17 protein-coding genes are annotated in these 24,062 nt (G+C 43.0%); 2 read left to right on the top strand and 15 right to left on the bottom strand.

The window, feature by feature from the left end; all coding sequences use genetic code 11:
• Positions 1–68: 68 nt before the first annotated feature.
• The 10 genes from BUB99_RS01415 to BUB99_RS01375 all read right to left on the bottom strand — a co-directional run bounded on the left by BUB99_RS01415 (position 69) and on the right by BUB99_RS01375 (position 11,644).
• Positions 69–368: a chaperone modulator CbpM gene (locus tag BUB99_RS01415; protein ID WP_073118760.1), complete on the bottom strand. Its 300-nt coding sequence runs from the start codon at positions 366–368 to the stop codon at positions 69–71.
• A gap of 11 nt (positions 369–379) precedes the next feature.
• Positions 380–1,249, bottom strand: a complete 870-nt coding sequence (locus tag BUB99_RS01410) for a DnaJ C-terminal domain-containing protein (RefSeq protein ID WP_073118758.1) — start codon at positions 1,247–1,249, stop codon at positions 380–382.
• A 94-nt stretch (positions 1,250–1,343) separates the two neighbouring features.
• A complete protein-coding gene (locus tag BUB99_RS01405) occupies positions 1,344–2,201 on the bottom strand; it encodes a prohibitin family protein (RefSeq protein WP_073118756.1) in 858 nt (285 codons plus the stop codon).
• 195 nt (positions 2,202–2,396) lie between these two features.
• Entirely contained in the window at positions 2,397–3,500 is a 1,104-nt protein-coding gene (locus BUB99_RS01400; protein ID WP_245816774.1) for a zinc-dependent alcohol dehydrogenase family protein, read from the bottom strand.
• A gap of 200 nt (positions 3,501–3,700) precedes the next feature.
• The gene (locus tag BUB99_RS20585) at positions 3,701–3,868 is read right to left on the bottom strand and encodes an ice-binding family protein (protein WP_407691728.1); all 168 of its coding nucleotides are present in this window, start codon (positions 3,866–3,868) and stop codon (positions 3,701–3,703) included.
• Positions 3,841–3,999, bottom strand: coding sequence for a hypothetical protein (locus tag BUB99_RS20580; RefSeq protein ID WP_245816772.1), 159 nt, complete (start codon positions 3,997–3,999; stop codon positions 3,841–3,843). Before BUB99_RS20580 ends, BUB99_RS20585 begins: the two co-directional genes overlap by 28 nt.
• Positions 4,000–4,169: 170 nt before the next feature.
• Positions 4,170–6,062 (bottom strand): tetratricopeptide repeat-containing sensor histidine kinase, encoded by a 1,893-nt coding sequence (locus tag BUB99_RS01390; protein ID WP_084190280.1) that lies wholly within the window; start codon positions 6,060–6,062, stop codon positions 4,170–4,172.
• A 710-nt stretch (positions 6,063–6,772) separates the two neighbouring features.
• On the bottom strand, positions 6,773–7,918 hold the full coding sequence (locus BUB99_RS01385) for a PepSY-associated TM helix domain-containing protein (protein WP_073118753.1): 1,146 nt from the start codon (positions 7,916–7,918) through the stop codon (positions 6,773–6,775).
• Between the two features lie 105 nt (positions 7,919–8,023).
• Positions 8,024–9,241 carry a hypothetical protein gene (locus tag BUB99_RS01380; protein WP_073118751.1) on the bottom strand — a complete coding sequence of 406 codons (1,218 nt, stop codon included), beginning with the start codon at positions 9,239–9,241 and terminating at the stop codon, positions 8,024–8,026.
• Between the two features lie 15 nt (positions 9,242–9,256).
• Positions 9,257–11,644 (bottom strand): TonB-dependent receptor, encoded by a 2,388-nt coding sequence (locus tag BUB99_RS01375; protein ID WP_073118749.1) that lies wholly within the window; start codon positions 11,642–11,644, stop codon positions 9,257–9,259.
• A 213-nt stretch (positions 11,645–11,857) separates the two neighbouring features.
• Between BUB99_RS01375 and BUB99_RS01370 the strand changes: the two genes are divergently transcribed.
• Positions 11,858–12,874, top strand: a complete 1,017-nt coding sequence (locus BUB99_RS01370) for a sensor histidine kinase (protein WP_073118748.1) — start codon at positions 11,858–11,860, stop codon at positions 12,872–12,874.
• Positions 12,867–13,559 (top strand): LytR/AlgR family response regulator transcription factor, encoded by a 693-nt coding sequence (locus BUB99_RS01365; protein ID WP_073118746.1) that lies wholly within the window; start codon positions 12,867–12,869, stop codon positions 13,557–13,559. The genes BUB99_RS01370 and BUB99_RS01365 overlap by 8 nt, the downstream gene beginning before the upstream one ends.
• A 1,108-nt stretch (positions 13,560–14,667) precedes the next feature.
• Here the strand turns inward: BUB99_RS01365 and BUB99_RS01360 are convergent.
• The 5 genes from BUB99_RS01360 to BUB99_RS01345 all read right to left on the bottom strand — a co-directional run bounded on the left by BUB99_RS01360 (position 14,668) and on the right by BUB99_RS01345 (position 24,062).
• Entirely contained in the window at positions 14,668–21,900 is a 7,233-nt protein-coding gene (locus BUB99_RS01360; protein WP_139280848.1) for a zinc-dependent metalloprotease, read from the bottom strand.
• A gap of 311 nt (positions 21,901–22,211) precedes the next feature.
• Entirely contained in the window at positions 22,212–22,946 is a 735-nt protein-coding gene (locus BUB99_RS01355; RefSeq protein WP_073120508.1) for an SDR family oxidoreductase, read from the bottom strand.
• Positions 22,947–22,951: 5 nt separating this feature from the next.
• Positions 22,952–23,140 (bottom strand): hypothetical protein, encoded by a 189-nt coding sequence (locus BUB99_RS01350; RefSeq protein ID WP_139280847.1) that lies wholly within the window; start codon positions 23,138–23,140, stop codon positions 22,952–22,954.
• Positions 23,141–23,151: 11 nt separating this feature from the next.
• Positions 23,152–23,286, bottom strand: a complete 135-nt coding sequence (locus tag BUB99_RS20655) for a hypothetical protein (RefSeq protein ID WP_262501854.1) — start codon at positions 23,284–23,286, stop codon at positions 23,152–23,154.
• Positions 23,286–24,062: a peroxiredoxin-like family protein gene (locus tag BUB99_RS01345; protein WP_245816771.1), complete on the bottom strand. Its 777-nt coding sequence runs from the start codon at positions 24,060–24,062 to the stop codon at positions 23,286–23,288. The genes BUB99_RS20655 and BUB99_RS01345 overlap by 1 nt, the downstream gene beginning before the upstream one ends.

Raw genomic sequence — 24,062 nt, 5'->3', positions numbered from 1 at the left:
TGGCCATTGACGATGAGGTTTATTTCGATGGAAATACCCACTATGAATAGCACCTTGTATTGACTATGCTATGTTTCAGGCTCATAAAATTGAAGCCTGTTCTTGATTTTGTTTACTTCTTGTTGGAGTGTGTATATGTTATGAAGTAGATGACTGATACTTTCTATTCCTTCCACATTGATATCAAGTTTGTAATGAAAGTCAATGTACTTTTCCAAATAGGGAAGTTGTTTGTGATCTATAAACAAGGCATCATTAATCGTGATCAATTCGATCAATCCCGTCCGATGTAGGGAATGAATGAAGGAGGTAGCAATGTTATGATGAGTACAAATCTCCTCTAGTGCAATTAAATCTTCTCGTGGCATGATCCCTGTTTTTAAGCCTTGGATAATTCAGTAAATAATTCCTTCTGTTTGTCTGTAAGACCCGTCGGGATCTTGATGTCATAGGATAAAAATAAATCACCATACGCAGCTTCCTTTTTGTAAACAGGAAAGCCTTTTCCTTTCAGTTTGACCTTTTCCCCATTCTGGGTTTCAGGCTTCACTTTCAATTTTACTCTGCCGTCCAGCGTATCTATCATCAGTTCACCACCTAGGATAGCTGTGTACAAATCCAGTGTTTTGGTGGTATATAGATCATTGCCTAGGCGTTTGAAGTCAGGATGACTCGCAATAGAAAAGCTAATGTATAAGTCGCCATTGGGACCTCCGTTGATTCCAGCACCACCATGATTCTTGATTTTGATGGTTTGCCCATTTTCGATGCCCGCGGGAATGGTGATTCTTATGGTTTTCCTATTTACAGTTAAGTTCTGTTGATGTGTTTTGTATGCATCTATCAGTGATAGCTGCAGGGTTGTTTGGAAGTCTTCACCTCTATATTTGACTTGTCGTCCTTGTCCAGATGCAGCTCCTCCAAACATGGATTCAAAGAAATCAGAATAGTCACCTCGGTTTTGTGAGGTGCTATTTTGTCTTTGATTGGCTGACTGAGTTCGTTTGGCTTTTTCAAATTCATCAGCGTGTTCCCAATCTTTTCCGTACTGGTCGTATTTCTTGCGTTTATCCAGATCACTCAAAACGCTATTGGCTTCATTGATTTGCTGGAAATTTAACTTTGCGTCTGCATTGTTGGGATTCAAATCAGGGTGAAACTTCCTGGCTAACTTTCGATAGGCCTTTTTGATGTCATCCTGTGTGGCTTTCTGATCGATCCCCAGCGTTTTATAATAATCTATGAACATGGTACAAGTAGGATGGGTTTATTATTTGACCAACAAAATCAGTGTTGAACCGCTAGACTCAACACTGATTGTATGGCAAAGGTTAGGCTGGTTTCTAGCCTTGTATTTGGTTGTCATTGACATCACCCACACCGATAAAAGGTATAGCACCAGCACCTGTTACTTGAGGTAAAATTCCATTCCACTTTTCTATGGCTTGGAGGTTTGCCTCGATCTTTCTGAGCTCAATGAGGTCTGGTGAAATATTCATTTTCTGTAAACGCAGTGCCTCTGCTTCTGCTGTGGCAGCAGCAATGGTTTGTTCTGCTTCTACTCTGATTCTATCCAGATCTCTCTTTGCTTTTAAGGCATTTTGCTCAGCAGTTTGTTTGGCTTCAATCGCTTCAGTAAAAGTGGCAGAAAATCTAAAATTGATAATCGAAAATGCATCTACTGATATGTTGGAAGCTAGTAATCTTTGTTTGAGTGACTCCTGCATCTCTGTACTCACTGCCGGTCTTTTTGTAATCAACTCTTCAGCAGTATACCTGGCTGACACAGCTTTCATGACTTCTTGAATGGCAGGGTCAATGATCCGTTCTTTGTATTGTACGCCAATCGTTTGATACACAAGATTGGCTTTTTCGGGTATGATGTGATAATTGAGTGCTATAGATAAATCTACATCCTGGAGGTCAGAGGATGAAGATTCTGCATCAGTATTGGCTTTTTGAATTTTTACATCCATTACGTTTACTGTTTGTACTACAGGTATTTTGAAGTGGATGCCTTCACCCAATACAACATCTTGTACTGCACCAAAATTCTGTAAAACCCCTCTTTCTCCAGCACCTATTTGAACCCATGGTTTAAATATGAAGAGTACGATGATTACACCTGCTACTATCAATAAGCTCTTCCATTGACCCATTGTTAATAAGCCCTTTATTTCGTTCATATTCTTATTTTCCATATCCTTCGTTATTTACATTGTTCCACCGCTCTAGTGTTACTTCAAAAGAGGAGTGAATTACCTATAACTCACTTTAAGTTTGTTTTCTAAAAAAATGGGTAGGGTTTTGAGTTCCTGCCCACAACATTGGTTCCCATGTAGTCATATCATCTATTAAATGATGCGATGTGAATGAAGAACCCAACATGTTTTTCATTAGTTTGATAAGATTATTTTCAATGCCTTTTCTTTGGCAGCATTACCAAAGACCTCATAGGCTTCCAATATTTCGTCCAGTTTGAATCGGTGGGTGATTAGCTCTTCCGGTTTGATTTTTCCTGACTCCACTGTTTTCATCAGCATAGGTGTCGTATTGGTATTGACCAGTCCCATGGTGAGGGTGATATTTCTAATCCACAAGTCTTGAATCTGCAAGTCTACACTGTGACCGTGCACCCCGATATTGGCCACATGTCCGCCTGGTCGAACGATCCCTTGACAGATGTCAAAGGTCGCAGGAGCACCTACTGCTTCGATAGCTACGTCTACACCATCTTTGGTCTCTGACATGATCTTTTTGATGGCATCTTCTTCTCCCGAATTGATGGTATGAGTAGCCCCCAATTTCTTAGCCAGCTGCAGACGATTGGCGTCCAGATCTACCATATATATTTTGGCAGGGGAATAGAATTGAGCAGTGAGTAGTGCTGACATTCCAATCGGTCCAGCTCCTATGATCGCGATTGTATCACCTGGTTTTACACAACCATTGATTACACCCATCTCATGACCCGTAGGCAGGATATCACTCAGCATGACAGCCGCTTCTTCGTCTACTCCTTCGGGTACGGCATACAGGCTATTGTCTGCATGGGGTATGCGTACATGCTCAGCTTGTGTACCATTGATGAGGTTGCCCAAGATCCAGCCACCGTCTTCACAGTGTCCATACATTTGCTTTTTACAATACTCGCAAGTACCGTCAGAAGTAATACAAGAAATAATGACATGATCACCCTTCTTGAATTTACTAACTGAGGTTCCTACACTTTCGACTATACCGATACCTTCATGACCTAGTGTAGTACCAGGCTTTACAGAGGGAGTCTTGCCGTGTAGGATGCCTAAATCTGTTCCACATATCGTAGTTTTGATTATTTTGAGGAGGGCATCTGTTGGTTTGCCAATTTTTGGCTTAGGCACCTTTTTCCACTCTATCTTGCTTGGGCCGTTATAGACCAGTCCTTTCATTGTGGTTTTGTTGGCTGTAGAAACGCCGTTTGAAGGAGTTTTTTCGGTAGGGATAACTGTAGTTGACATCTTCATTTTCTTTAAATGAATAACTAATTTGCTATGATGTAAAGGTCGCTCGCTCTGACATCGGATGCGTTACACATGAATCAAGAAGGATTACATATATCCCATGTTGAGTAATTAGATATTAGCAACTAGATTTTAGACAAAAAGCCATCCTTCGATATGAAGGATGGCTTTTTGTCATTGAAATAATTTGAATGTAATTACGGTTTTGTTACCGTATTGGCATCTAGGATAACAGCTGTCTGCGCGAGGGCACGCCCATTCAGTGTTGTCCCAGTTTGTAGGGTAATCCCTGTCATAGACAGGATGACATCTTCGAAATGTGATATCGTACCTAACACTAATTCACCAGCCACTTGCCAGAAGATGTTTTTGGCTTGCGCACTACCGCTGTAGTCAAGTTGGTGTTGGTAGGAGGTGTCATATCTGCTGCATATACTTCACCTGTTATTTGCGGTGAAGTGGCATAGCCTGTACCGTCTTCCATTTCTACATCCAAAAGTAGGAGGTCAGGTTTGTTCGCCTTGAGGCAGGCAATCCCTGACTGTACTCCGTCTGCTTCACCGACTACTTCTGCCTAAGGAGCATACATTGATAATAAGGTCTTTAGATTGGACATCATTGTTATCTACCAGAACTACGCGCATAATTGTTTTTTCACTAGCTTATTTAAATGTAACTGAAAGGAACCTTCAATTCTACTCTCGTACCCTCAATTTCTCCTTGGTCATTTTTGATGTCGCCCAGTACCAATTGGATTTTGGTTTTCAGGGATTTGTTGAAGAGGGTCATTCGCTCCTGAATGATGGTAGAAGCCAGTGAATTATGTCCTGAATGGGTCTTCTTGATGAGTCCTTTTCCGTTGTCCGTGATTTCTATCGCAATGTGCTCGTCATATTTTTTGAACCGAAGGTCGATCTGTCCTCCATTCTTTTTGTCTGCTATGCCGTGTTCGATGGCATTTTCAACAAAGGGCTGTACGAACATCGGAGGGATGGTGTCGGTCTCAGGATCTACCGCCTCATCAATCTCAATACTGTATGCAAAGGCATCATTTAGGCGCATTTTGTGTATGTCGAGATAGTTGGTGATCAGTTCTACTTCAGAGGCCAGAGGTATGAACTCTTGTCTCGAACTCTCCAAAATCTCTCGCATGAGTTTGGAGAACTTGGTGAGGTACATTGCGGCTGTTGGCCCGTCATTTTTCAACATGAAATTCTGAATGGCCATCAGTGCATTGAAGATGAAATGAGGATTGAGCTGGGAGCGAAGGAAGCGCTGTTCTAGCTCGGTTTGTGCGCGTTCCTTCTTGAGTGACCGCTCTCGGTATACAAAGTAGGCAATGACGATCACCAGGGTGAAAACGACCAAGCCAATAAGGATTGCAAGGTTTTTTTGTTTCAATTCCAGCGCTTGAATAGCCGCCTGCTGAGAGAGCGTGGCTATTTCTGCTTCTTTTTTTTCTGTTTCGTATTTGATCGCCATATCCTCGATCGCCTTTACTTTTTCGGAATTGAGCAGACTGTCCTTATAGCTGTGATACCGCTTGAAATCTTCCAGTGCTGCTATAGCATTGTTTCGGTGCTGATGAATCATCGATAGGGTGTAGTAGAGGCTGGCCAGTTGCTCTTTTTCTCCTAGTTGCTGAGCCAGGTTGAGGGCTTTGGAGATCAATATTTCAGATTCATGGTATCGCTCCATCATGTTTAGAAACTCGATTTCAGATACGGATTGGAGGAGCACCTCATTTTTGACATCCTTGGAGAGATAGTATGATTTGACCTCTCTGATTACGGCCAGTGCTTCAGGCAATTTGCCTTGTTTGGCAAGGGCTTTGGCCTGCACAGACATGCCTTTGTGTACCCCAAAACTCGAGCCTAGTCTTTGGGCCGAGCGGATCACCGTATCGGCATAGACCATTCCCAAAGAATCATTTCCTTGCTTGATCCGAAGCTCAGCAATCTGAAAAGCACTCTGCATGATGACAGGCTCTATGCTATGCTTCTGCGCCATGTCGTAGGCCTTCATGGCGCTTTCTAGCGTCTTGTCATCATTTTTGAGATGCGCGTACACACCTGATATGTTGAGATGAGAGATCGCAATGCCTTCCGTATTGTCTCTGGCTTCTTCAGCCTTTAGCCCTTTGATTTGAGCCTCTAGTGCCAAATCAAAATCACCCAACCGGAGGTAGCAATTCCCCATATTGTTATAAATGTTGGCTTCTCCTTTGAGATCTCCTTGATTCAGTGTCAAATTTTCATCATAGATTTCAAGTGCTTGCTTATCATCTCCGCTTTTTGAGTAGTAGACGGCCGTCATGTTGTTGCCAGCGATGATGCCTGATCTGATGCCTTTTGCTTGAGCGAACTGCAACATTTCTTCAGCTGCTGCCTTTACCGAGTCGGGAGTTTGGTAGAGCGACTTTTTCCATCGTCCACGGATTTCCTCCATTGTCAATGAATCTTGAGAGGAGGTGATCGGTTCCAGTTGTGCGCTTTGTTTTTGGGAACAAGACAAGGAGAATATGGCTAGGGTGAATAAGGTAAAAAGGGCTTTGCTCATTGTATGCAGAATTTTGTAGTACCAGAGGCAGTGAGGCAAGACGTGCTACCTCTTGCTGGGTCTGAGATCCATTACATCTTGTCAGTTGACAGGATTCAATCGGTTGATAAACCTATGTGGAGGTCAAGCAATCTTCCATTTGCATGGGGAATGCGGCGATCACTTGATCGGGAAATACTCCCTGTCAGTGTTTGCTGAAAAAGCAAAGAGCTAGAATAGTTCATAGGTAATAATTGGTTGAAGTAACGATGCTACAGGTGACGTCCTAAGCTTTGATTAAGTCAGAAAGATAGCCCAATCGAGTTAAAGCACAAAGGCTTATTTATCCATCTTGGATGAGTAAGGGGTATTGTAGGAAGAGTGTTCACTTGGGTAAGCTACAACCTGAGTTCGGTTTTAAATTTCATTAAAACCTTTTCTGTAATGCTACAATCCTACTTTGTCTTCAAGTCAGACAAGCCATGCTTCCGGCAGGTAAACGCTTCTTTTTCATTGCCAAAAAAGGAAGCAAAAGGGCCAGAAAGTCATAAACTCGCTATCGCTCAAACAGTATAATTTTCAAAACACTGAATAAAGCAGATAATAGATGATTTATAGTGATTATTAATCGAACTCAGATCTACAGCTTTTTGGGTCGAGCGTCTTTTGGCTTGAGTATGCTCACGAGTCAGGCGGGCCACTACTGGGTTTAGACAAACTATAAGGTTTGCTTAGATCTTGTAACTCTTGTTTCTCCAAATCAGAAAGCCTGTGACGGGTAGGCTGGCGATGATCAGGCAGGCGAGGAAGGCGAGGATCTTGGTGGGTAGGCCGCCTATGCTACCGACGTGTATGTCGTAGTTCATGTTGCTGTAGTGTTCGCCGTTGGTGAGGTCTTCTCTGGTGTCTGTTTGGAGTAGGCCTCCAGTTTGGCCGTCGTAGTAGTGTACCACGCGGTGGTAGTAGACATCTTTAGACATGTAGGCTCTTACGACATAGGGGAATTCTGGTTTTCGGGGTAGTTTGACTACATAGGAGTCTGCGTTGGGCGTTTTGAGGAGGGATGCTTGGAAGGCAATATCGATCGGTTGCATGTCGGAGCTGGGGATCACCTCGGCGGTTGTGGGAAACGGACGCTTGATGGTTTGGCCACCGTTGGCGATCCATCGGAGGCTGTCACTCACGAAGTGAAAGGAGTAAAAGAGCCCAGAGATGGATATGATCAAGGCCAATGCGATGATGTAGAAGCCCAAGACGGCATGGAGGTCAAAGTTTTTTCTTTTCCATCCGAATTCAGGTTTCCAGAGGAAGGTCAATCGTTTTTTGCGTACTGTTTTGTTGTTGGGCCACCAGAGTATGAGACCCGAGACGATAAGCAGTACAAAGCCCAGTACGCCCCACGCCACGATCGTACCTCCAAGGCTGTAGTTGAGTAGGAGGGTCATGTGTAGCCACATGATCATGTTGAAAAACTCCCATTTGGTGTTTTCTACTTTTAGGACTTTTCCGGTGTAGGGGTTGAGGTAGACTGTTTTGTAAGTCTCCATATAGTCGTGATAAAACAGCGCATCGGGGTTGAGCTTGCGAAAAGTGAAGGCGATGGAGGATTTGGGGTCGTTGGTTATGAAAAAGCGCAGCAGAGAAGCGTCTTTTTCTTCGATGGCTTCTTGCGCTAGGGCTTGCAGTTCGCTAGCAGGCATGTAGGCTACTCCTGGTTCTCCAGGTATTCGGTGTTTGTCCGCATCCACCCATTCGGTGATCTCACCCGAAAAAACATAGATCGCTCCTGTGACTCCTTCGATGAAGACGACAAGACCTGTGAGCAGACCGATCCAGAGGTGGAGTTGGAGGATGAGTTTTTTGAGTGGTTTTTTCATAGGTAGGAGTACTGACAGTTTATGAACCAAACAAATCACACAGCTCGTGATGAGCCGTGTGATTACAATCAGTGGTTTGGAATAGGTTGTTTTAAATCTGGTTGCTTAGAAGTTTCTAAACAGCGCATTGACAAATACATTGCTACCGTCAAGTTTAGCTCCTTTTGTGAATCCATCTGCCCCACCGCCTCTGTTGATTTCGTAGATGTTGGCGTCTCCTCCAGTCATACTTACAGGAATGTAGAATTTACCGTCAGTGACACAATCCAAAGAGAAGATATTGACAAAAGATGCTTTTGGTAAGTTCAACTCCGTCACCGACTTGGTTTCCAAGTTGATTTCTACTAATGTACCAGTGTTTTGAGAAAGGTCACCCCATTCAGCCAAATCACCTACGCGAGTAACGTTAGCATACGCTATGCCATCGCCAGCATACCAAGCATTCCAGATGGCGATAGGCTCATCGAACTCGGCAGAGATATCTAGTACATAGTCGTCATAGTCTCCATCTTTGATTCTGACGAATACAGATGGCTTATCGGCTACTTCATCATGGCCATACCACAGAGAACCAGTGATGTTGTATTGGTAGATATCACCATTTTCTGTCACGAATGACCCGTTGGTACGGTAACCAGCGGTCATGCCCGCAGATGCAGTCGATACGAGTATCTCAGGATTGGTTAAAGAAGGGTAGTCGTATTTTACGGTAACCAATGAATCTGCCAACTGTCCCCAAGTCGCTGCATCTCCATATAGTGACCCGAAATACATTGAACCTCCTTGCACAACGGCGTTCACCCATAGGTTGCTTTTATCGTTGATAGTGGGCATCTCAAGGTATCCTTTGCTGGTAGCAGAGAAAGTCTCTAAGTCTATGATAGCATATGGAACTGAGCCTTCATCATTTGGGTTGGTTGACAGGAATAGTTCACTATCATTGATCGATTGAATATAGCGGAAGAAACCGCCAGCAGTCAAAGCTGAGTTGGAAATCTCATCTACCAAAACAGGGCCAGTGGCCGTCAGTTCATATTTTTCAGTCAGACCTTCTGTGTTGTTAAGGATATACATGTACCCATCCACGCTCACTGATAGGTTGGCCCAGCCTTCGGATCCACTCCCAACTATCGATATGGTACCAGTCATGAGGTCGTCGGTAGTGGTATAGTAGCCTTCGCCATCTACATCGGCTCCTACGGTATATTTGGTGTTTTCTGGTCCTTTTACTTCATCTACTTCATCGTCACAAGAGGCGAGTGTTAAACCAGCTGCTAAAAGGGTGCAAATGAAGAATTGTTTTGTAAGTTTATTTTTATACATAATTATAGACTTAATTTATTTTATAATTTGATAATTGATTTTTAAGAAAAATGCCCTTCCAGGTTTTTGAAGCAAGAAGTTGTCATAAACCTGTTCATTGAATAGGTTGGATACATCCAGAGCCAGAGTCACTTTCTCGGAAGGGAAAGTGTACCCAACACCTGCGTCACAGACGAGTTGTGAAGGGATAATACTCTTGTTGTTTCTGCTTCCTAGGCTAGGCCAGTTAAGGAAGAACTCGTGCACATAGCTGGACTGCAGATAGGCAAAAAACCGGCTATTCTTTTGAATAAGGTTCATTACATTATATTCCAGCCCTGCATTGGCCATGAGGTAGGGGTCATTTCTAAGTCGGTCGCCATAGACGATGTTTTCCCTGCCATGCTCGTCTGTCTTCTGGTTGTTTCTGAAGTTTAGATAGGTTCCGTTTAGATTAAGCTTTAGTTTTTGATCAAAATCGTAGACAATATCTATCTCAGCACCTGATCCTTTCACCTTGTTTATGTTTTCGTACTGTCCTTGTTCCTGGCCTCCCTCTACCAGTAGTTTCAGTTTGTCAGTTACATCTCTGTAAAATGTGCTTACCGCTATTTTTACCCCATGTCGAGCACCCAGCTCATACCTGCCCAGTACAGCTCCTATATTGGCATTGAAGGTTTGCTCAGGCCTTATCGAAGGATTGTTTTCAATGGTAACCCCATCACCTAGCGCCTCTGTAGCGCTGGGCAATCGGGTAGCTTGTTCTATGGAGGATTTGATTAACAGGTTTGGCTGGATCAGATAGGAAGCTGCAAAGCCACCACCCCAATTGGATATATCATTTTTATGTTCTATTATTTCATACTCAGTCGTGTAGACCAAATCATTGATAGTAGACTTGAAAGCATACTTTTTGAGAAATACATTGGCGTGAAGCTTGTCATTGAACTTAGATGTCTCTAGTGACAAGCCCGCAAAATGAGAACCGATTTTTTGTGGCTCCAGATAAGGAATTCGATAGGAGGGTGAAAAAGGGTCGTTTCCTGTACGGTTTGTGCTGGTGTACAGGTAATTAAATCCCAGTCTAAAACCTAAAGGCAATTGATAAGTCGTATTGAATCGCATGATATATGACTTATCCTTGATGGTAAATAAGGATTTACTGCCGCCTCGTCCTATCTCCCCTCCAGAGGGATTGTTCCCAATTACTTTTCCCCGCCAGTCATATCGGTTGGTGGTGGTGTCTACCGTAGTGCCTTCTATGTATGAATATCCAGCAAATGCATTAACATCTAATCCATTGGTAAATAAATCCTTCTTTTGATAGGTGATGCTGGGCATCAGTACCTGTTCATTGTTGCGCATTTCACCATAGACATGTCCCATGGTTTGCCCTGTTTGTACTCCCTTTTTCTGATCGGAGGTCAATATGCTGACAAACAACTGGTCGGCCCATTGTTTCTGCGTGAAGCCTACGTCAAACTTGACAGTGGCAGTTTGAAAATCGTCATTGAATCTTTCGGCCGGATCATCTTCGGTAAAATAGATGGCTTTGCCTGTATCTTCATCACCATAAAAAACGCCTTCACCCCATACCTTATAGTTGTTGTCAGAATAGGTGTAAAAGGTAGAAAGTCGGGTGGTGAGACCAGAATCAGTCCTCCACTGCCCATTTAGTGTTGCTTGATGGGTGTTGAATGAGCCAAATGAATAAGAGGCAGAAACGTAGTTGGAGACTTCTTGATTCGTGACCAAGTTGATCGCTCCACCTAAGGCATCTGACCCTAGTGCTACGGGCACTACACCTTTGTATATATCTATTCGTTCTATTAGTGTAATGGGGATATTGTTGATAGAATAGGACGATCCAAAATAGTCCATCGGAACACCGTCTATAAAAAAGCGAATGGCATTGCCAGACAACCCATCTAGGGAATAGTTGAAGTCTGCACCGACACCTCCAGATTTCCTGACACGCACCCCTGCGGTTCTCCCCAGTACATTGTTTATTTCTAGGCTTTGAGATTTGATTTTCTGCGTTTCGATAGCATCCACACTAAAGCCTTTTTTTTCTACTAGGAAAGATTCCGATTCGGCTACTACCTGTATGGCATCTAACTCAGTAGCGCTGTCTTCCATCTGGATGTTCACTTGCTTGGATCTGAAGGAATGATCCACCAGCATTTCTTGCGTTTTGAGTCCGACTCCTCTGAAAAGCAGAATACGCTTTCCTCCTGGGATTTTAACCTTGAACTTCCCCTCAGCATCTGTAGATACCCCATTCGTGCTCCCTTTAATAATCACGTTTACCCCAGGGATGTTTTCTCCTTGCTCATTGGTGACTACACCTGATATATAGTATTCCTGCGCATTGGCGAGGAAAGAAACTAAAATCAACGTGATGCTAAGGATTAATATTTTCATAGATAATGATTTGTACTCAGTAGAATTTAATGTTAAGTAGCTTTTATTTATTTAGACTAATTATGAATAGCAAAAATGTATTTTTTCTACATATTTGAAAGTTAGTTTCTGTCAACAACCGAAAAATTACGGTGAACGACATGTGTTTGTGTCAGGCTGAGAAAATTGTGATTGATGTGAAGACAGAATAGAATTATATGACTTGTTTTGAAGATGAATAAATGGACACGCAGAGAAATACTCTACCAGTTGGCTGTCATGCTTGTACTGCTTTTCTTCTTTTCGTATGTGCAGGATTACACTTTTGCGATAGAGCCATACAAGATTGCATTCTTTGCCAACTACATGGTAGCGGTTATGGTGATCAACTATGTATTGCTGCCGAAGCTCTACTATCGCAACCGCATGCTGCTGTTTGTCGCAGCAGTGGTGACGGTGATTGTATTGGTGATCTTGGTCGATGAGTATGGCTTGGAGCAGCTCTACTTTCCAGATACTCGGGGTACGTATTTTCCTGGGTTGGTATTCACCTTGAGTGAGACTCTGCCGATCATGGTCATCTTTGTGGCTTTTAAGTTGGCGTGGGATTTTATCAAGAAGCAAAAGGAGGTAGAGGAACTGCGATCCTTGGCACAGGAAAACGAGCTACAGTTCCTTAAGTCACAGATCAATCCCCATTTTTTATTCAATAACCTCAACAACCTGTATGCCTACGCCATAGAGAATTCGCCCAAGACTCCTTCGATTATCTTGGAGCTGTCGTCGGTGCTCCGCTATATGCTGTATGAGTGCAATTCGGAGCAGGTCAATCTGATACAAGAGGTCAAGCACCTCCAGGACTACATGGCGCTCAACGAACTGCGGATCGAGCATAGGGGGGAAGTGTCATTCACATCCGAGGTGGATCATGAGGGGTTCATGATTGCTCCGTTGATACTGATTGTGTTTGTAGAAAATGCATTCAAACACTCTACATCCAGTCAGTCCGACAAGATTTATATCCATGTGCGTATGGAGGTGAGTGCAGAGGGTATTTTGAATTTCGTATGTATCAATAGTTATTTGCCCCATACCAATACGGAAAATTTGGCTCATGGTATTGGTTTGTCCAATGTCAAGAAGCAATTGGGACTGGTCTATCCGGATAGTCACCGCTTGGAGATCCATGATCAGGGCAATGCGTTCGAAGTACGGTTGCAGCTAAAGTTAAAACAGTCAGATTATGCTTGAATGTGTGATAGTAGAGGATCAGCCGCCAGCGCAGCGCATCCTCAGCAAGTTTATAGGGGATCACCCTGGTTTGAGTCTAAAGGCGACCTTTTCGGACGCAGTGTCGCTGATGGATTTTATGCAAAAGTCTAAAATAGACTTGATCTTTTTGGATATCCATTTGCCTAAGATGTCAGGGTTGGAGTTTTTGAAGTCTCAGGCCGACCATCCTCCGGTGATCCTTACTACGGCTTTTCCTGATTACGCTTTGGAGAGTTATGAGTATCAGGTGATCGATTATTTGCTCAAACCCTTTTCTGCGGATAGGTTCAACCAAGCAGTAGCTAAGATTGCTCCTGCTAGCACACGGCATGTAGAGGAGGAAAAGGACGAACGATCCATAGTGATTAAGTCCGGGCATGAGCTCATTCGCATGTCGCTAGATGATATCGTACTGATCAAGTCTGACGCAGACTATACGGAGATAGTAGGAGAGGATACCAAGCACCTGAGTGGCTACCCTTTGCGACATTGGCTCGAAACACTGGATGACAGTTTTTGCCAAGTACACAAATCCTTTGTGGTGCACCTCAAGCACGTCAGAAAGGTGTCTCACAACAAGGTGCAGCTCTCTGGTGCGCATACGGTCCCCATCGGACGGGTGTACAAAAAAGCCTTCATGGAAAACATGGCGTCACTGGAGTGATATGGGTTGTGATTGGGGTTTAGCGCTGAGGATTCTTTCCCGGTGACGTTAGGAACAAACCCGAACACTACGAAACACCTAATCGATTAGATATTGTCACTGTAATGGGCTAAGCGTATCTATTTCTCTTATTGAATTGTTGTATGTCATCATGCATACATGATGGCATGTCAGAGCGATTGTCATTAAATTCAGGTGTTAATATTTGCTAATCATACCGAATTGTTAGGTACATGCTATCTGTCTCACTCGGTAGCATTCCGAAATGCGATCAAACGGGATATACCTGGCTTTTCTCTTAAAAATCTAAGGTACAGGTACTGTTTGGAAAACTTAAGTTTACCACAACGCAAATGTACCTTTACCGTGACCCAAAGGTAAGTTTATCTATAGCTGGAGGTAAACTTACCTTTGGGTGTTTGCTACTTAACAAAAAGGAAGAGGTAAACTTACCTTTTTGGCTTTGTCCTCAATCAGTATTATCTCCAATCTAAACCATGTCCTCATCAGGGTGCAAAATCAGAAATCAGAGGTTTAGCAACTTCGCTACATGTATGTCCATATATCAACTTCAGTGAATTCGTAAAGTGCAATCTTAAATTATGGGTATATGATTAAAAGTGTCGGTTATCATTCATAGACGCCCCCCCTTGACACTTCGAAGTGTAGAACCGTCGGGCGCATGGAGATATCAGTGAGCTACTTTAAGAGGATGCTGAAGGGCTTTTCAAGCATGAATTTTTTTAAAAGTAGACATTTTTGATAATGAAGCATTGAATAAGAATTACAACTCTAATAGGAATCTTCTTCCCATACCAGTTTGCCTCTTAGTATCAAATACCCGTTTCCACGACGAAAGGCTCGCTGGTCGGCAATAGCTTTAGAGGTATCTGATCACAACGAAGGGTTGGGATGGGGCTTCAAGCCCCATTGGATAGGTAGGCTATGGACTTAATGTTTCCTTGAGTAGATATACTTTATTAGACAGGATCTCGCGCTACTCTTTTTATTTCAGGGGGTAATTAGTAACTGGGAATATGTAAAAAAGGCACCACTCGATATGATCCGAGTGGTGCCTTTATGGTTATAGCTTAAAGTAAAGAGATGTTTATTTTTTGATAAACTTCTGAGTCAGATGTTTATCGGAGTGGTTGTCTAATTTGATCAAGTAGATACCAGCAGGTAGCTGAGAGATATCGACGGTGACCGATACATTGGACAATAGATCGACGGTGACGCTATGCACCTCACTGCCACTGATGTCATATATTTTGAATATGCCAGTATCTAGTGATTCGGTCATTGTGACCAGTACATTGATTTGGTCATTGGCCGGGTTCGGATATACACTCAGTGCATTCATATCCAAATTATACACTTCCGTATCTGAGTAGGTAGTGGTTCTAGCAGTACTAGGGTATGAATAGTGATTATCATCTCCTTGACTATGTAACAGCGCATTGGCTAAGGTACTCCATTTTGTATCTGTGTTACCGATATTCTGCAGGGTTACCATTTCAGAGATTCCAAAATGATCAGCTTCACGGTCCAACAGTTTACCAATTAGTAAGCTTTCAATAAAGAGGTGCTGTCTATCTTGTTCGTCTATAGCGATCATTGAGGCAAGCTGTACCTGAGCTTGCTCATAGTTGGACTGATTGGCTAGACGATAGTAGGTAAGCCATTGGTTGTCTTGATGAGAAAGCCAGTTATGCTGATTCACAAAGTCTACGAGTCTGGATTGATCTGATTCGTCAGTGAGTGTATTTACCATTTCGAAAGTGGTTGATACGACTTGGTCTAGTGATTCTTCAGCTTGCCTTAGCAGTATTTCTTGGTAGTCATCATTCAGGCTTACCGTATTGCCATGCTGTTCAGCAATAGCTGCTTTAGGCTTATCAGCCCAATTCTCGTTTTCACAATAGTCGATGAAACTCTTTTTCAAGCTACTGCCCGCGTCTTGGTTGCCACAGCTGGTGACCGAAGGATAATCAATGTGTGTAGCATACACAGTGCCATTGCCACCAGCTGTAGGTGCATTATCTATTCCAAAGTGACTTAGTTTAGAGACAATAGGTAATTGATTGTTTGGAATCACCAGAGGAATCACTCGGTTGGAGTGAATGTCTGCTACTGCTTGTGGTTGGTTGCTAATGAAGCTATTGTTTTGCTGTACCGTGCCATGAAAATCCGTGATGTCTAATCCCGCGTACCTATAGTTGTAGAGGTAGTTGTTCTCCATTCGAATCATGAGTGGTAGCGTAGATGAAGAGCTAGGGGCAGGGTTAGTGTGTACCAATTTGACTGCCGAAGTAGTGTTTTTGATACAGTTGCCGAATAAAAACACGTTGGAGATAATCTTACTATTAGAGGCCGGATTAGTAGAGGTGACTGTTGTGGAAGTATAGTCCAAGTAATATCCAACCACACCAGATGAGAGGGTATTTCCAGGTACGTTGAGCAACATGTCTATCGTGTTACAGCCAATGAATGACGTGTAAATCTCAGTAGTCCAGCGTGCATCACGCTGATAGATACCGTAGGTGTGTGTCTGTATGTCATTGTTGACGATACGACTCAGGATACCAGCAGACTTGTGATTGTCTATGAATATGCCAATCTCATACCCGATTATTTTGTTGGACTCAATTTGGACTTTACCACCCTTAGATGCATAGATGGCTCCTGTACCTACGAAATTTCCATTGCTGTTGGTGGCATTGCTTTCGTACAGCAGTTCTGCTGAGTTCAGTATTTCATTGTTTTGGATCAAAGCATTGAAATCGTAATTGCCCACACCGTCAAAGCTGATTTGATAGGTGCCTAAATCTGCATTGGACCTACGGGTGACTTCCATGCTATTGTTTTCTACTGTTACATCAATGACACGGAGCATGATGACACTGCGATCATTGTTGGTGAATTGATTGAATGAAATACTGGTTCCTACCGTACCGATCATATGAATACCATCGAACTGGATCAGTTTACTTTCTTCGGAAATAAGGTTTATTCCTTTTACAAAATCGTTTTGTGCGATGACGTTGTGATTTCTAACCGAATAGTTCAAGTATTCATTACTAATGAGCTTGATCCCACCAAAGTTGACCGATGGTGAACTATTAGGTTCTTTCTCATCACAGTAGTGGAGCTCAGCTACTTGCTTTTCTATCTTAAAGGTATTTCCAGTAATAGCCCCCTCGAAATAGTCATTAGCTATTTGAACGCCTGTCTTGTTGTTTAAGAACAAATTGTTTGTGATCTCAACTTCCACAGGGATACCAGTGTCTATTTGGTTTGCTCGTCTGATGCCAATGCCTGTCGTAGCATTGATAAAGGTTGATTCGGTAAAACTACCAGTAGGGGCAGACTTTTCTTCGAAGATGAACTCTACACCTTGCCACGTTTGCATTTCATCACAGGGTCTCAGTACAGCATTGTTTGCGATTATCCTTGCACCGTTTCTTACTTCTATTTTGGCACATTCCCCAAAGACTACATCACAATTAGTGATATCCAGAACACTTTCTTTGCCTGATACGACTACTGTGAGTCCAGGGCCAATATATACTTTGTCTGGCCAAATTTTGTAATCACCATTAGTGACGAGATGGTTGCCTGATTGGTAATCAGTAATTTGAAAATAGTCCTCGTCTTTCTGGATAGGACAACAGGAGGTCGCACGGACATCTATGGTCTGTGTCGTGGAGCACCCATTGGCATCTGTGACGGTCACTTGATAGCTGCTCACACCTACAGAGCTGGTTACTTGTAGTACATTGCCAGTGTGGGTGTTATTGCCGTTGTTGTATACCCAGTCAATCGAATAAGGTGGTACTCCACCATCGGCAGTAGCTTGGAGTTCTAAGAGATCTCCGGCACACAATTCCGTTTCACCATTCACTATTAGTATCGGTGCGTCTTTTAGATTCAACGAAACGGTAGCCATGCTTTGGCAGCCATCTGGAGAGCTAGCTACAGCGTATACTGTACCCGCTGGGCCTATGTATGGTGTAGACGTATTGATTTGAATAGTTTGAATAGCATCTTCCCACCACGTAAAGGTCAGCCCAGATAAGGAACTAATAGCACCTTGCGTTGCAGCTAGATCAAATACCCCCGTACCATTGCCGATATCACATCCATCTATACTGATGTCATTGAGCGTAAATGTATTTGTACCTGTGACAGTTGCCGATACAGACGCTGTACACGACCCGCCAAAATAAGTGATCGTAGCAGTATAAGTACCGTCCGCTGTGGCCTGATAGGTTTGACCAGACCCGATTACGATACCATTGGCATCACTCCATATGATGGAAGCAAAGGCATCAATACTCGGTATACCTGTTAAGCTAGAAAAATCTGGGTTAGAAAGGATAAAATCTCTGATGTCAAATACGTTATCTGTTACCGTCAAATTATGACTACAATCGGAGAGGGGATCGATCACTATGCTAGGATCTATCTCAGGTACTATTATTAGTGCTGCTACTGTCGTGTCTTCACCACATAGAGAGGTAAGTGTATGTTCTACGTCGATAGCTTCAGCATTAGCATTAGGCAAAATTGCACCGTAGACAATGTTATTGATACTGAATTGTGGGTTTACGCTAGTACTGAAAGTTTGTAGGTTAGAGTTCTGTTCATCAAACTTCCAATTGTGGCCAATAGATGACCTTTGGTCTACAGGTATAAAATCAATGTCGTTAGGACTACAAGTAAAGATATACTGCCCAAAATCATCATCTGGAAGCTGAGATCTAAAATCCCAATACAAATATGGGCTGGTACTTGTCGCTGGGTCGAAATTAGGATCTATACTATTGGCGTCCGTGTCTATTGTTAATATAGATTCATCAATACACCCAGTCACTGGATCTATTACTTGATAAACTAATGTAGTAGGAGTAGCATCAATACCTATAGAGGGACTAGCGTTACAGCCCGTATTTTGTCCTGACACGTATGGGTAAGTAGTAGGTGGCCAACTAGCTGGAGCAGGATAATTTGTGCTATTAAGCTCAGTGCTTGCGCTTACAGTGCCTACATACCAAATGCCATCTGTCGATCCAGCATCTAAAGAGGGTAACAGTTGGCATAGCTCAATACTTGTTACTCCTGCACAATCCGTATAATGTAAGTCATTACCAGCAGCGAATGAAATATTAAAAGTCTGTTCGTAAATCAAACATCCACCTTGAGTTGAAAAGCCTTGTAGTGTGATAACCTGAGGTTCTGTCAGGGCTACTGTCTCAAATATGCGAGGGTCGTTGGTAGGAGTGACCAAGTTGGCAGGAGACCAGACCATGTTGGTGTTCTGAATCGGGTAGGCAGGATCGATATTTAATGACACAACTGGATTGCTACCGCAAATCACCTCTGTCGTATTGATCAACCCTCCATCACAGTAAGTCGCACAAGGAAACTCTGTCGCCAAAGTATTGGAGCCATTTGCGAGGTTTACAGCACTATTATTAGCTGTATGGGTGATTACTGGTAGTGTTGTTCTTAGTGTATATCCGTCTAATGCTTCAGTTTCTTCATTCGCTTGACATGCAGTCATTAAGTCTGTATTGATCTTGATGAAGGTTAGCTTATTGGTATGATCAGGGAAATCATTGTCTCTACCACCTACTACAATCATATATCCTCCATTGGGGCTCAAGGTTGTACTTTTAGGAAAAGCATAGGCATCACTGTGGCTGTCAAAGCCGTAGATGTTTTGGTTGTGCCATACATTGTCAAGATGAGTATCAAACATGTTTACATTGAATCTACCTGCCGTTTGATTTGTAAAAGTGAGCTTATCTATTCGGTCTGCAGTTGGTTGGAAACCATCCCAGTGGGCATAACCAGTTAAAACTAAAGAATCACCTGCAGCATTTTCTAAGAGTTGTGTTCCTAAATACTCTTCTATATTACTCAATTTACTATCGTACCAACCCAATATATTGCCATTTGTAGGGTCTAACATAGCGATTACATTTCCATGTTTTTCACTATTGAAAGAAGACTGATAGATTACATTTTGGTTAGCGTCATAAAGTGCATCATATGCGAAATCTCGCTCGTTACCTTGCCAAGTATCATTCCAGACGACTGTACGAGTAGTTACGTTGTCTGTGAGTAACATAGATGTATTGCTATGTTGAAGACCCGAAAGTGTCATCCTGTTCCTTGATCCACCTAGAAAATAAGCATTGACGCCAGTCCCGTTATAATTAGGGATTTCTAAAATCGAATTGGCCACATCTAGGTCACTAGGACTGTTGTTAGAGTAGTCGTATCGTTCTGACCATGCAACAGAAAAGTTTTGATTCAATTTGACAATCAATTGCTCTTTGGCGTCTGCAAATTCTAACCCTGCACCCACATAGCCTGCTAGTGCAAAACCTCCATCTACAGTATTGATGATTTCGAAAGCAGCGGAACTGTTTTGTGTTGGGCCTGAGGAGATGTTGATAGAAAAAGGATTACCTGCTACAGATGTAGGATTACCCGATTCATCGATCTCCATGACCAGTATGTCGTCGTTGCCTGCGGCACTTTCTACAGCCCCTGCAATGATATATGTATCGGTGGTACTGTTGTTTCGGATGATGTCCAACCCTCTGATGTTTTGACCATTGTTGTCGAAAGTTCGTTCCCAGAGGATATTGCCAAACAAATCTGCCCGTAATACAATCGTTGAGCTAATGTCGGTAGTCAAGTTCCTGTTGCTACCTGATACGATATAGCCATCTCCTGCGTGTGTGGTAACGATGGACATATTGTCCAAGTCTCCTTCAGGGTATTCATAGCTACGGGTATACTTTTGTGCCGAAGCGGTACAATCTTCTATTAATATAGGGTCATTCAGTTGGTAGGAAATCGTCGTGGTGGCACTACTCGGATCGGTGATGATCATTTCCGAGCTCATAGTAAAGGTACCTTGTCCCATGCCTAAAGTCGGAAATGAGGTGTTAATAGCACCTGTGTTGTACGTACTCGCCGAGGGGACATGGTGTGTGGTCGTACCATCTGTGAGCGTCAGACGCCACTGTAGACTGTGACCTGCAGGTAGAAGGGCTATATCTAACCCTTCTACTTGTATAGATTGGGCTTCACATAATATGTTACTGTCGATTTCAAATTCCGCTGTAAAGGGAATAGGGCTATTCACACATCCATTCTTCTCAATACCTGTCAAGAGTCTGTTGGTATGTGAATGTATGTTTTCCAAAAAATCATCAAGGTATAGGTGCATCCGCTGAATTTGTCCTAATGTAAAGGGCATCACCGAACCATTAGGTACTTTACAATTATCGGTTGTATAATCCATGTGGTTGTTACCCGGAACTAGCGTGCTCGTACATGAGATCATATTGGTCGTGCTGCACTGGAGGGAAGGATTCCTTTGTGGAGGAGTATCCACGACAAAGTCTCCATGAGGCATAAGGTGTGGTGGTAAAGTTAGATTGGTACATGCGCCATCAGTGGCAAAGGTGTGCCATAAAGAAAGCCAATGGCCGACCTCATGTACCGCAGTCTTGCCTTGTTCGTATTGAGGAGATACACTTGCAGGCAAAAAATAGTTGGGGTTGTTGCCTGTATTGTCACCGAACAAAAATTGGGATACATAAATCCCGTTACCATCAATCCCGCCGGGGAGAGCATAGCCGCCCACTGTTTGATTTCCCAAAGCGGTAGTTTCGGTAACGTATACATTTAGGTATTGAGGTTCGTTGGCCTGGTTGAAGGGCAATGCCTGCTCCAACTGTATGGCTTGTGCACTGATCATTCCGTTCATATGTGCTAGCGTATTGTCAACCGTATAGGTCGCACCAGCTGTTTCAAAGACAGTTCCAGTGGAGGGATCAGTTATCTGCTGCCATGGGAAAGTCTGTGGGGCAAGCTGTGCACTACAAAAAGAGATGTTGGCATCCGAAAATTCTGTATTGATTCTCGCTAGTTGATCCAAGAGCCGGTTGCTACTGGCGCTAGCACCACCATCATAGAATGCCTTGTACATTCGGTATTCATCAGTCCACCCAGGCCCGTTTGGGAGTTGGCTTAGTGTGGCTTGGCTAACTATAAAGTGAAACACAACGGGGATATGATAAATTCCATTGACTGCACTAGTTGTCATGGCCATTCGTGCACTTTCATTCATCCGAAGCTCAATATCTTCGTTCTGCTTTTTTAGTTGTTGGCTAAAGTCGGAGTTTTCAATCTCCATCCAGTTGTTGAGTAAATCTTGTCCACAGTATTGGACATGGCTTGTTGATTTTTGTGCATGGGACGTGTATATCGCAAAGCACATCAAAATGGACAATAGGGTTTGTCTTATTTGTTTCATGATAAGGTTGGTTTAAAATCGTGAATTATAGTATGTATAAAATTACGATTTCCCTTATTTAGATTCCCGAGCTTTGAATAAGTGTCGGGTTTAAAAACATATTCGTATAGGGTTAGTTATTATTCGTTCATATCTGTTTTCTTGATAGGATCCCTAAAAGAGGAAGAAAAGTTTCCAAGGTGCCGACTCTCACCATATATACCTTTCAGCATAGCAAATTCCTCTTCCTTAACGTGTGGCACACAAGCCAAATCAACGCCATATCAATTGTTTATTAGCTGCTATCTCTAAGAGTGATAAAAATGGCTCTTTTAGACCAAAGCACCATTGGCACCAATCACTTGACCCGAAATCCATTTGGACGCATCGCTCGCCAAGAACAATACGACTCTTGCGATATCTATTGGTTTTGCCAATCGATTAAAGGCATTCATGGCGCTGAGTTTGTCCATAGTTTCTTGTGATTTCCCGGTCATGAATAGCTCGGTCTCTGTGGCTCCAGGCGCCAATGCATTGACAGAAATACCTCTGCCTATTTCCTTCGAAAACACACGTGTCATTTGCTCAACTGCCGCTTTGGATGCAGAGTATAGTGCGTAAGTTGGGAACATCAACTTCACGGTACTAGACGAAAAATTGATGATGTTGCCATGGTCAGCCAATTTACTGTCAGCCTCTTGGAGCATATTGAAGATTCCTCTGACGTTGACATCAAACTGCCTGTTGAAATCCTCTTGTGTGTTGTCTTTTAGCTTTTTGGAGACCATGACGCCAGCGTTGTTTACCAGTACATCTACTTGGCCATAGACTGCTATCGTACCGTCAAATAGGAGGGCAGCCTCTTCTCTTTGGCTCACGTCAGCTTTGATGGCTAGCGCAGTGCCTCCTAGTTGGGAGATCTCATCTACGGTCGCTTGAGCATCAGCTTCACTGTTGGAATGGTTGATGACTACTTTGGCGCCATGGGCAGCCAAAAGCAAAGCGGTCTCTTTGCCTATTCCACGAGAGGATCCCGTGACGATGATGACTTTGTTGTCTAATTGCATGGTGTTCATTTTGTAAGATTTAGTTTGTAACCTGAGATGGATGTCAATATAATTGCAAGGATGACGAGCATGTTTTTAGGCTCGGGTCTGACGAAGAATTCTAGAGCCAAGGCTGTGATCATGGTGATGAGCAAGAACGCATAAGCTATCTTCCCGAGATTCTTGTTCTTGTTGATCGCGAAAACGAGTATCATAGATGCCATTCCTAACTCTGCAATACCTTTTCGAATTGTTCAAACCCTGCGATGCTTCTGGGTTTGCCGAGTAACTTAGGCATGGCAAAAAATGCCATGGCTAAGATTACAAAGATGTTGAGTATTTGGTCTATGATCCTTCTCATTACATTCCTTTTAATATTTCGATGAGATCCTGAGGCTCTGCTCTGTTTCTGTAGTCTGCATCGAGAAAGGCATACTTGATTACTTTGTCTTGTCCGATGATGTAGGTAGCGGCTATGGGTAGTTCTCCACTCTGATCCCCGTTGTAAGTACTCAGTCCAAATCCATTTTCGTACTTGTTGGCGAGTGCTTCAGTCAGTTTATACACGACTTTGTACTGGCCTGCTACGTGATTGCCCACATCACTTAGTACTTCAAACTCCAGTTCGTTTTTTTCTTTGGTAGTAATTGAACTGTCGGGTAGTTGTGGAGATATTGCGAATAGGTCTGCACCGTATTTCTTGAACTCAGGTAGTGATTCTTGCATATGACGTAGCGTCAAATTGCAATAAGGGCACCATCCACCACGGTACCACATCAATATGACAGGACCATCCTGTAGTTTGTCGTAGAGCGTGATGGAGTTGCCCGATGCATTGGGTAATTCGAAATTGATGGCGGTATCACCTACTTGTAGTGCATTTTCGGTGATCTTACTTTCTTCTATAGATGCTAAACCCGCAGCACTCATTTTCTTTTTCGTCTCGTCGGCGTTTTTGAGGAAGTTCTCTTTACGCGCGTTTAGAACCTTTTCCAAAGGTCTTTCTGTACTTTTTTCTTCGATGTTATCCATTTCTTCGGTCTTCACTGTTTGTGATTGCTCATTTTTTTTGGAATTCGAGCAACTAGCTAATAAAAGGATGTATGCGCTTAGCATGTAGAATTTGATTTTTGTCAT

Source organism: Reichenbachiella agariperforans (assembly GCF_900142205.1).
Taxonomy (GTDB): domain Bacteria; phylum Bacteroidota; class Bacteroidia; order Cytophagales; family Cyclobacteriaceae; genus Reichenbachiella; species Reichenbachiella agariperforans.
This window is presented reverse-complemented; position numbering and strand designations above follow the sequence as displayed.

Coding starts and splice junctions, on each gene's coding strand:
- BUB99_RS01415 (WP_073118760.1), bottom strand. CDS start 368: ATGCCACGAGAAGATTTAATTGCACTAGAGGAGATTTGTACTCATCAT.
- BUB99_RS01410 (WP_073118758.1), bottom strand. CDS start 1,249: ATGTTCATAGATTATTATAAAACGCTGGGGATCGATCAGAAAGCCACA.
- BUB99_RS01405 (WP_073118756.1), bottom strand. CDS start 2,201: ATGGAAAATAAGAATATGAACGAAATAAAGGGCTTATTAACAATGGGT.
- BUB99_RS01400 (WP_245816774.1), bottom strand. CDS start 3,500: ATGTCAACTACAGTTATCCCTACCGAAAAAACTCCTTCAAACGGCGTT.
- BUB99_RS01390 (WP_084190280.1), bottom strand. CDS start 6,062: ATGAGCAAAGCCCTTTTTACCTTATTCACCCTAGCCATATTCTCCTTG.
- BUB99_RS01385 (WP_073118753.1), bottom strand. CDS start 7,918: ATGAAAAAACCACTCAAAAAACTCATCCTCCAACTCCACCTCTGGATC.
- BUB99_RS01380 (WP_073118751.1), bottom strand. CDS start 9,241: ATGTATAAAAATAAACTTACAAAACAATTCTTCATTTGCACCCTTTTA.
- BUB99_RS01375 (WP_073118749.1), bottom strand. CDS start 11,644: ATGAAAATATTAATCCTTAGCATCACGTTGATTTTAGTTTCTTTCCTC.
- BUB99_RS01370 (WP_073118748.1), top strand. CDS start 11,858: ATGAATAAATGGACACGCAGAGAAATACTCTACCAGTTGGCTGTCATG.
- BUB99_RS01365 (WP_073118746.1), top strand. CDS start 12,867: ATGCTTGAATGTGTGATAGTAGAGGATCAGCCGCCAGCGCAGCGCATC.
- BUB99_RS01360 (WP_139280848.1), bottom strand. CDS start 21,900: ATGAAACAAATAAGACAAACCCTATTGTCCATTTTGATGTGCTTTGCG.
- BUB99_RS01355 (WP_073120508.1), bottom strand. CDS start 22,946: ATGCAATTAGACAACAAAGTCATCATCGTCACGGGATCCTCTCGTGGA.
- BUB99_RS01350 (WP_139280847.1), bottom strand. CDS start 23,140: ATGATACTCGTTTTCGCGATCAACAAGAACAAGAATCTCGGGAAGATA.
- BUB99_RS20655 (WP_262501854.1), bottom strand. CDS start 23,286: ATGAGAAGGATCATAGACCAAATACTCAACATCTTTGTAATCTTAGCC.
- BUB99_RS01345 (WP_245816771.1), bottom strand. CDS start 24,062: ATGACAAAAATCAAATTCTACATGCTAAGCGCATACATCCTTTTATTA.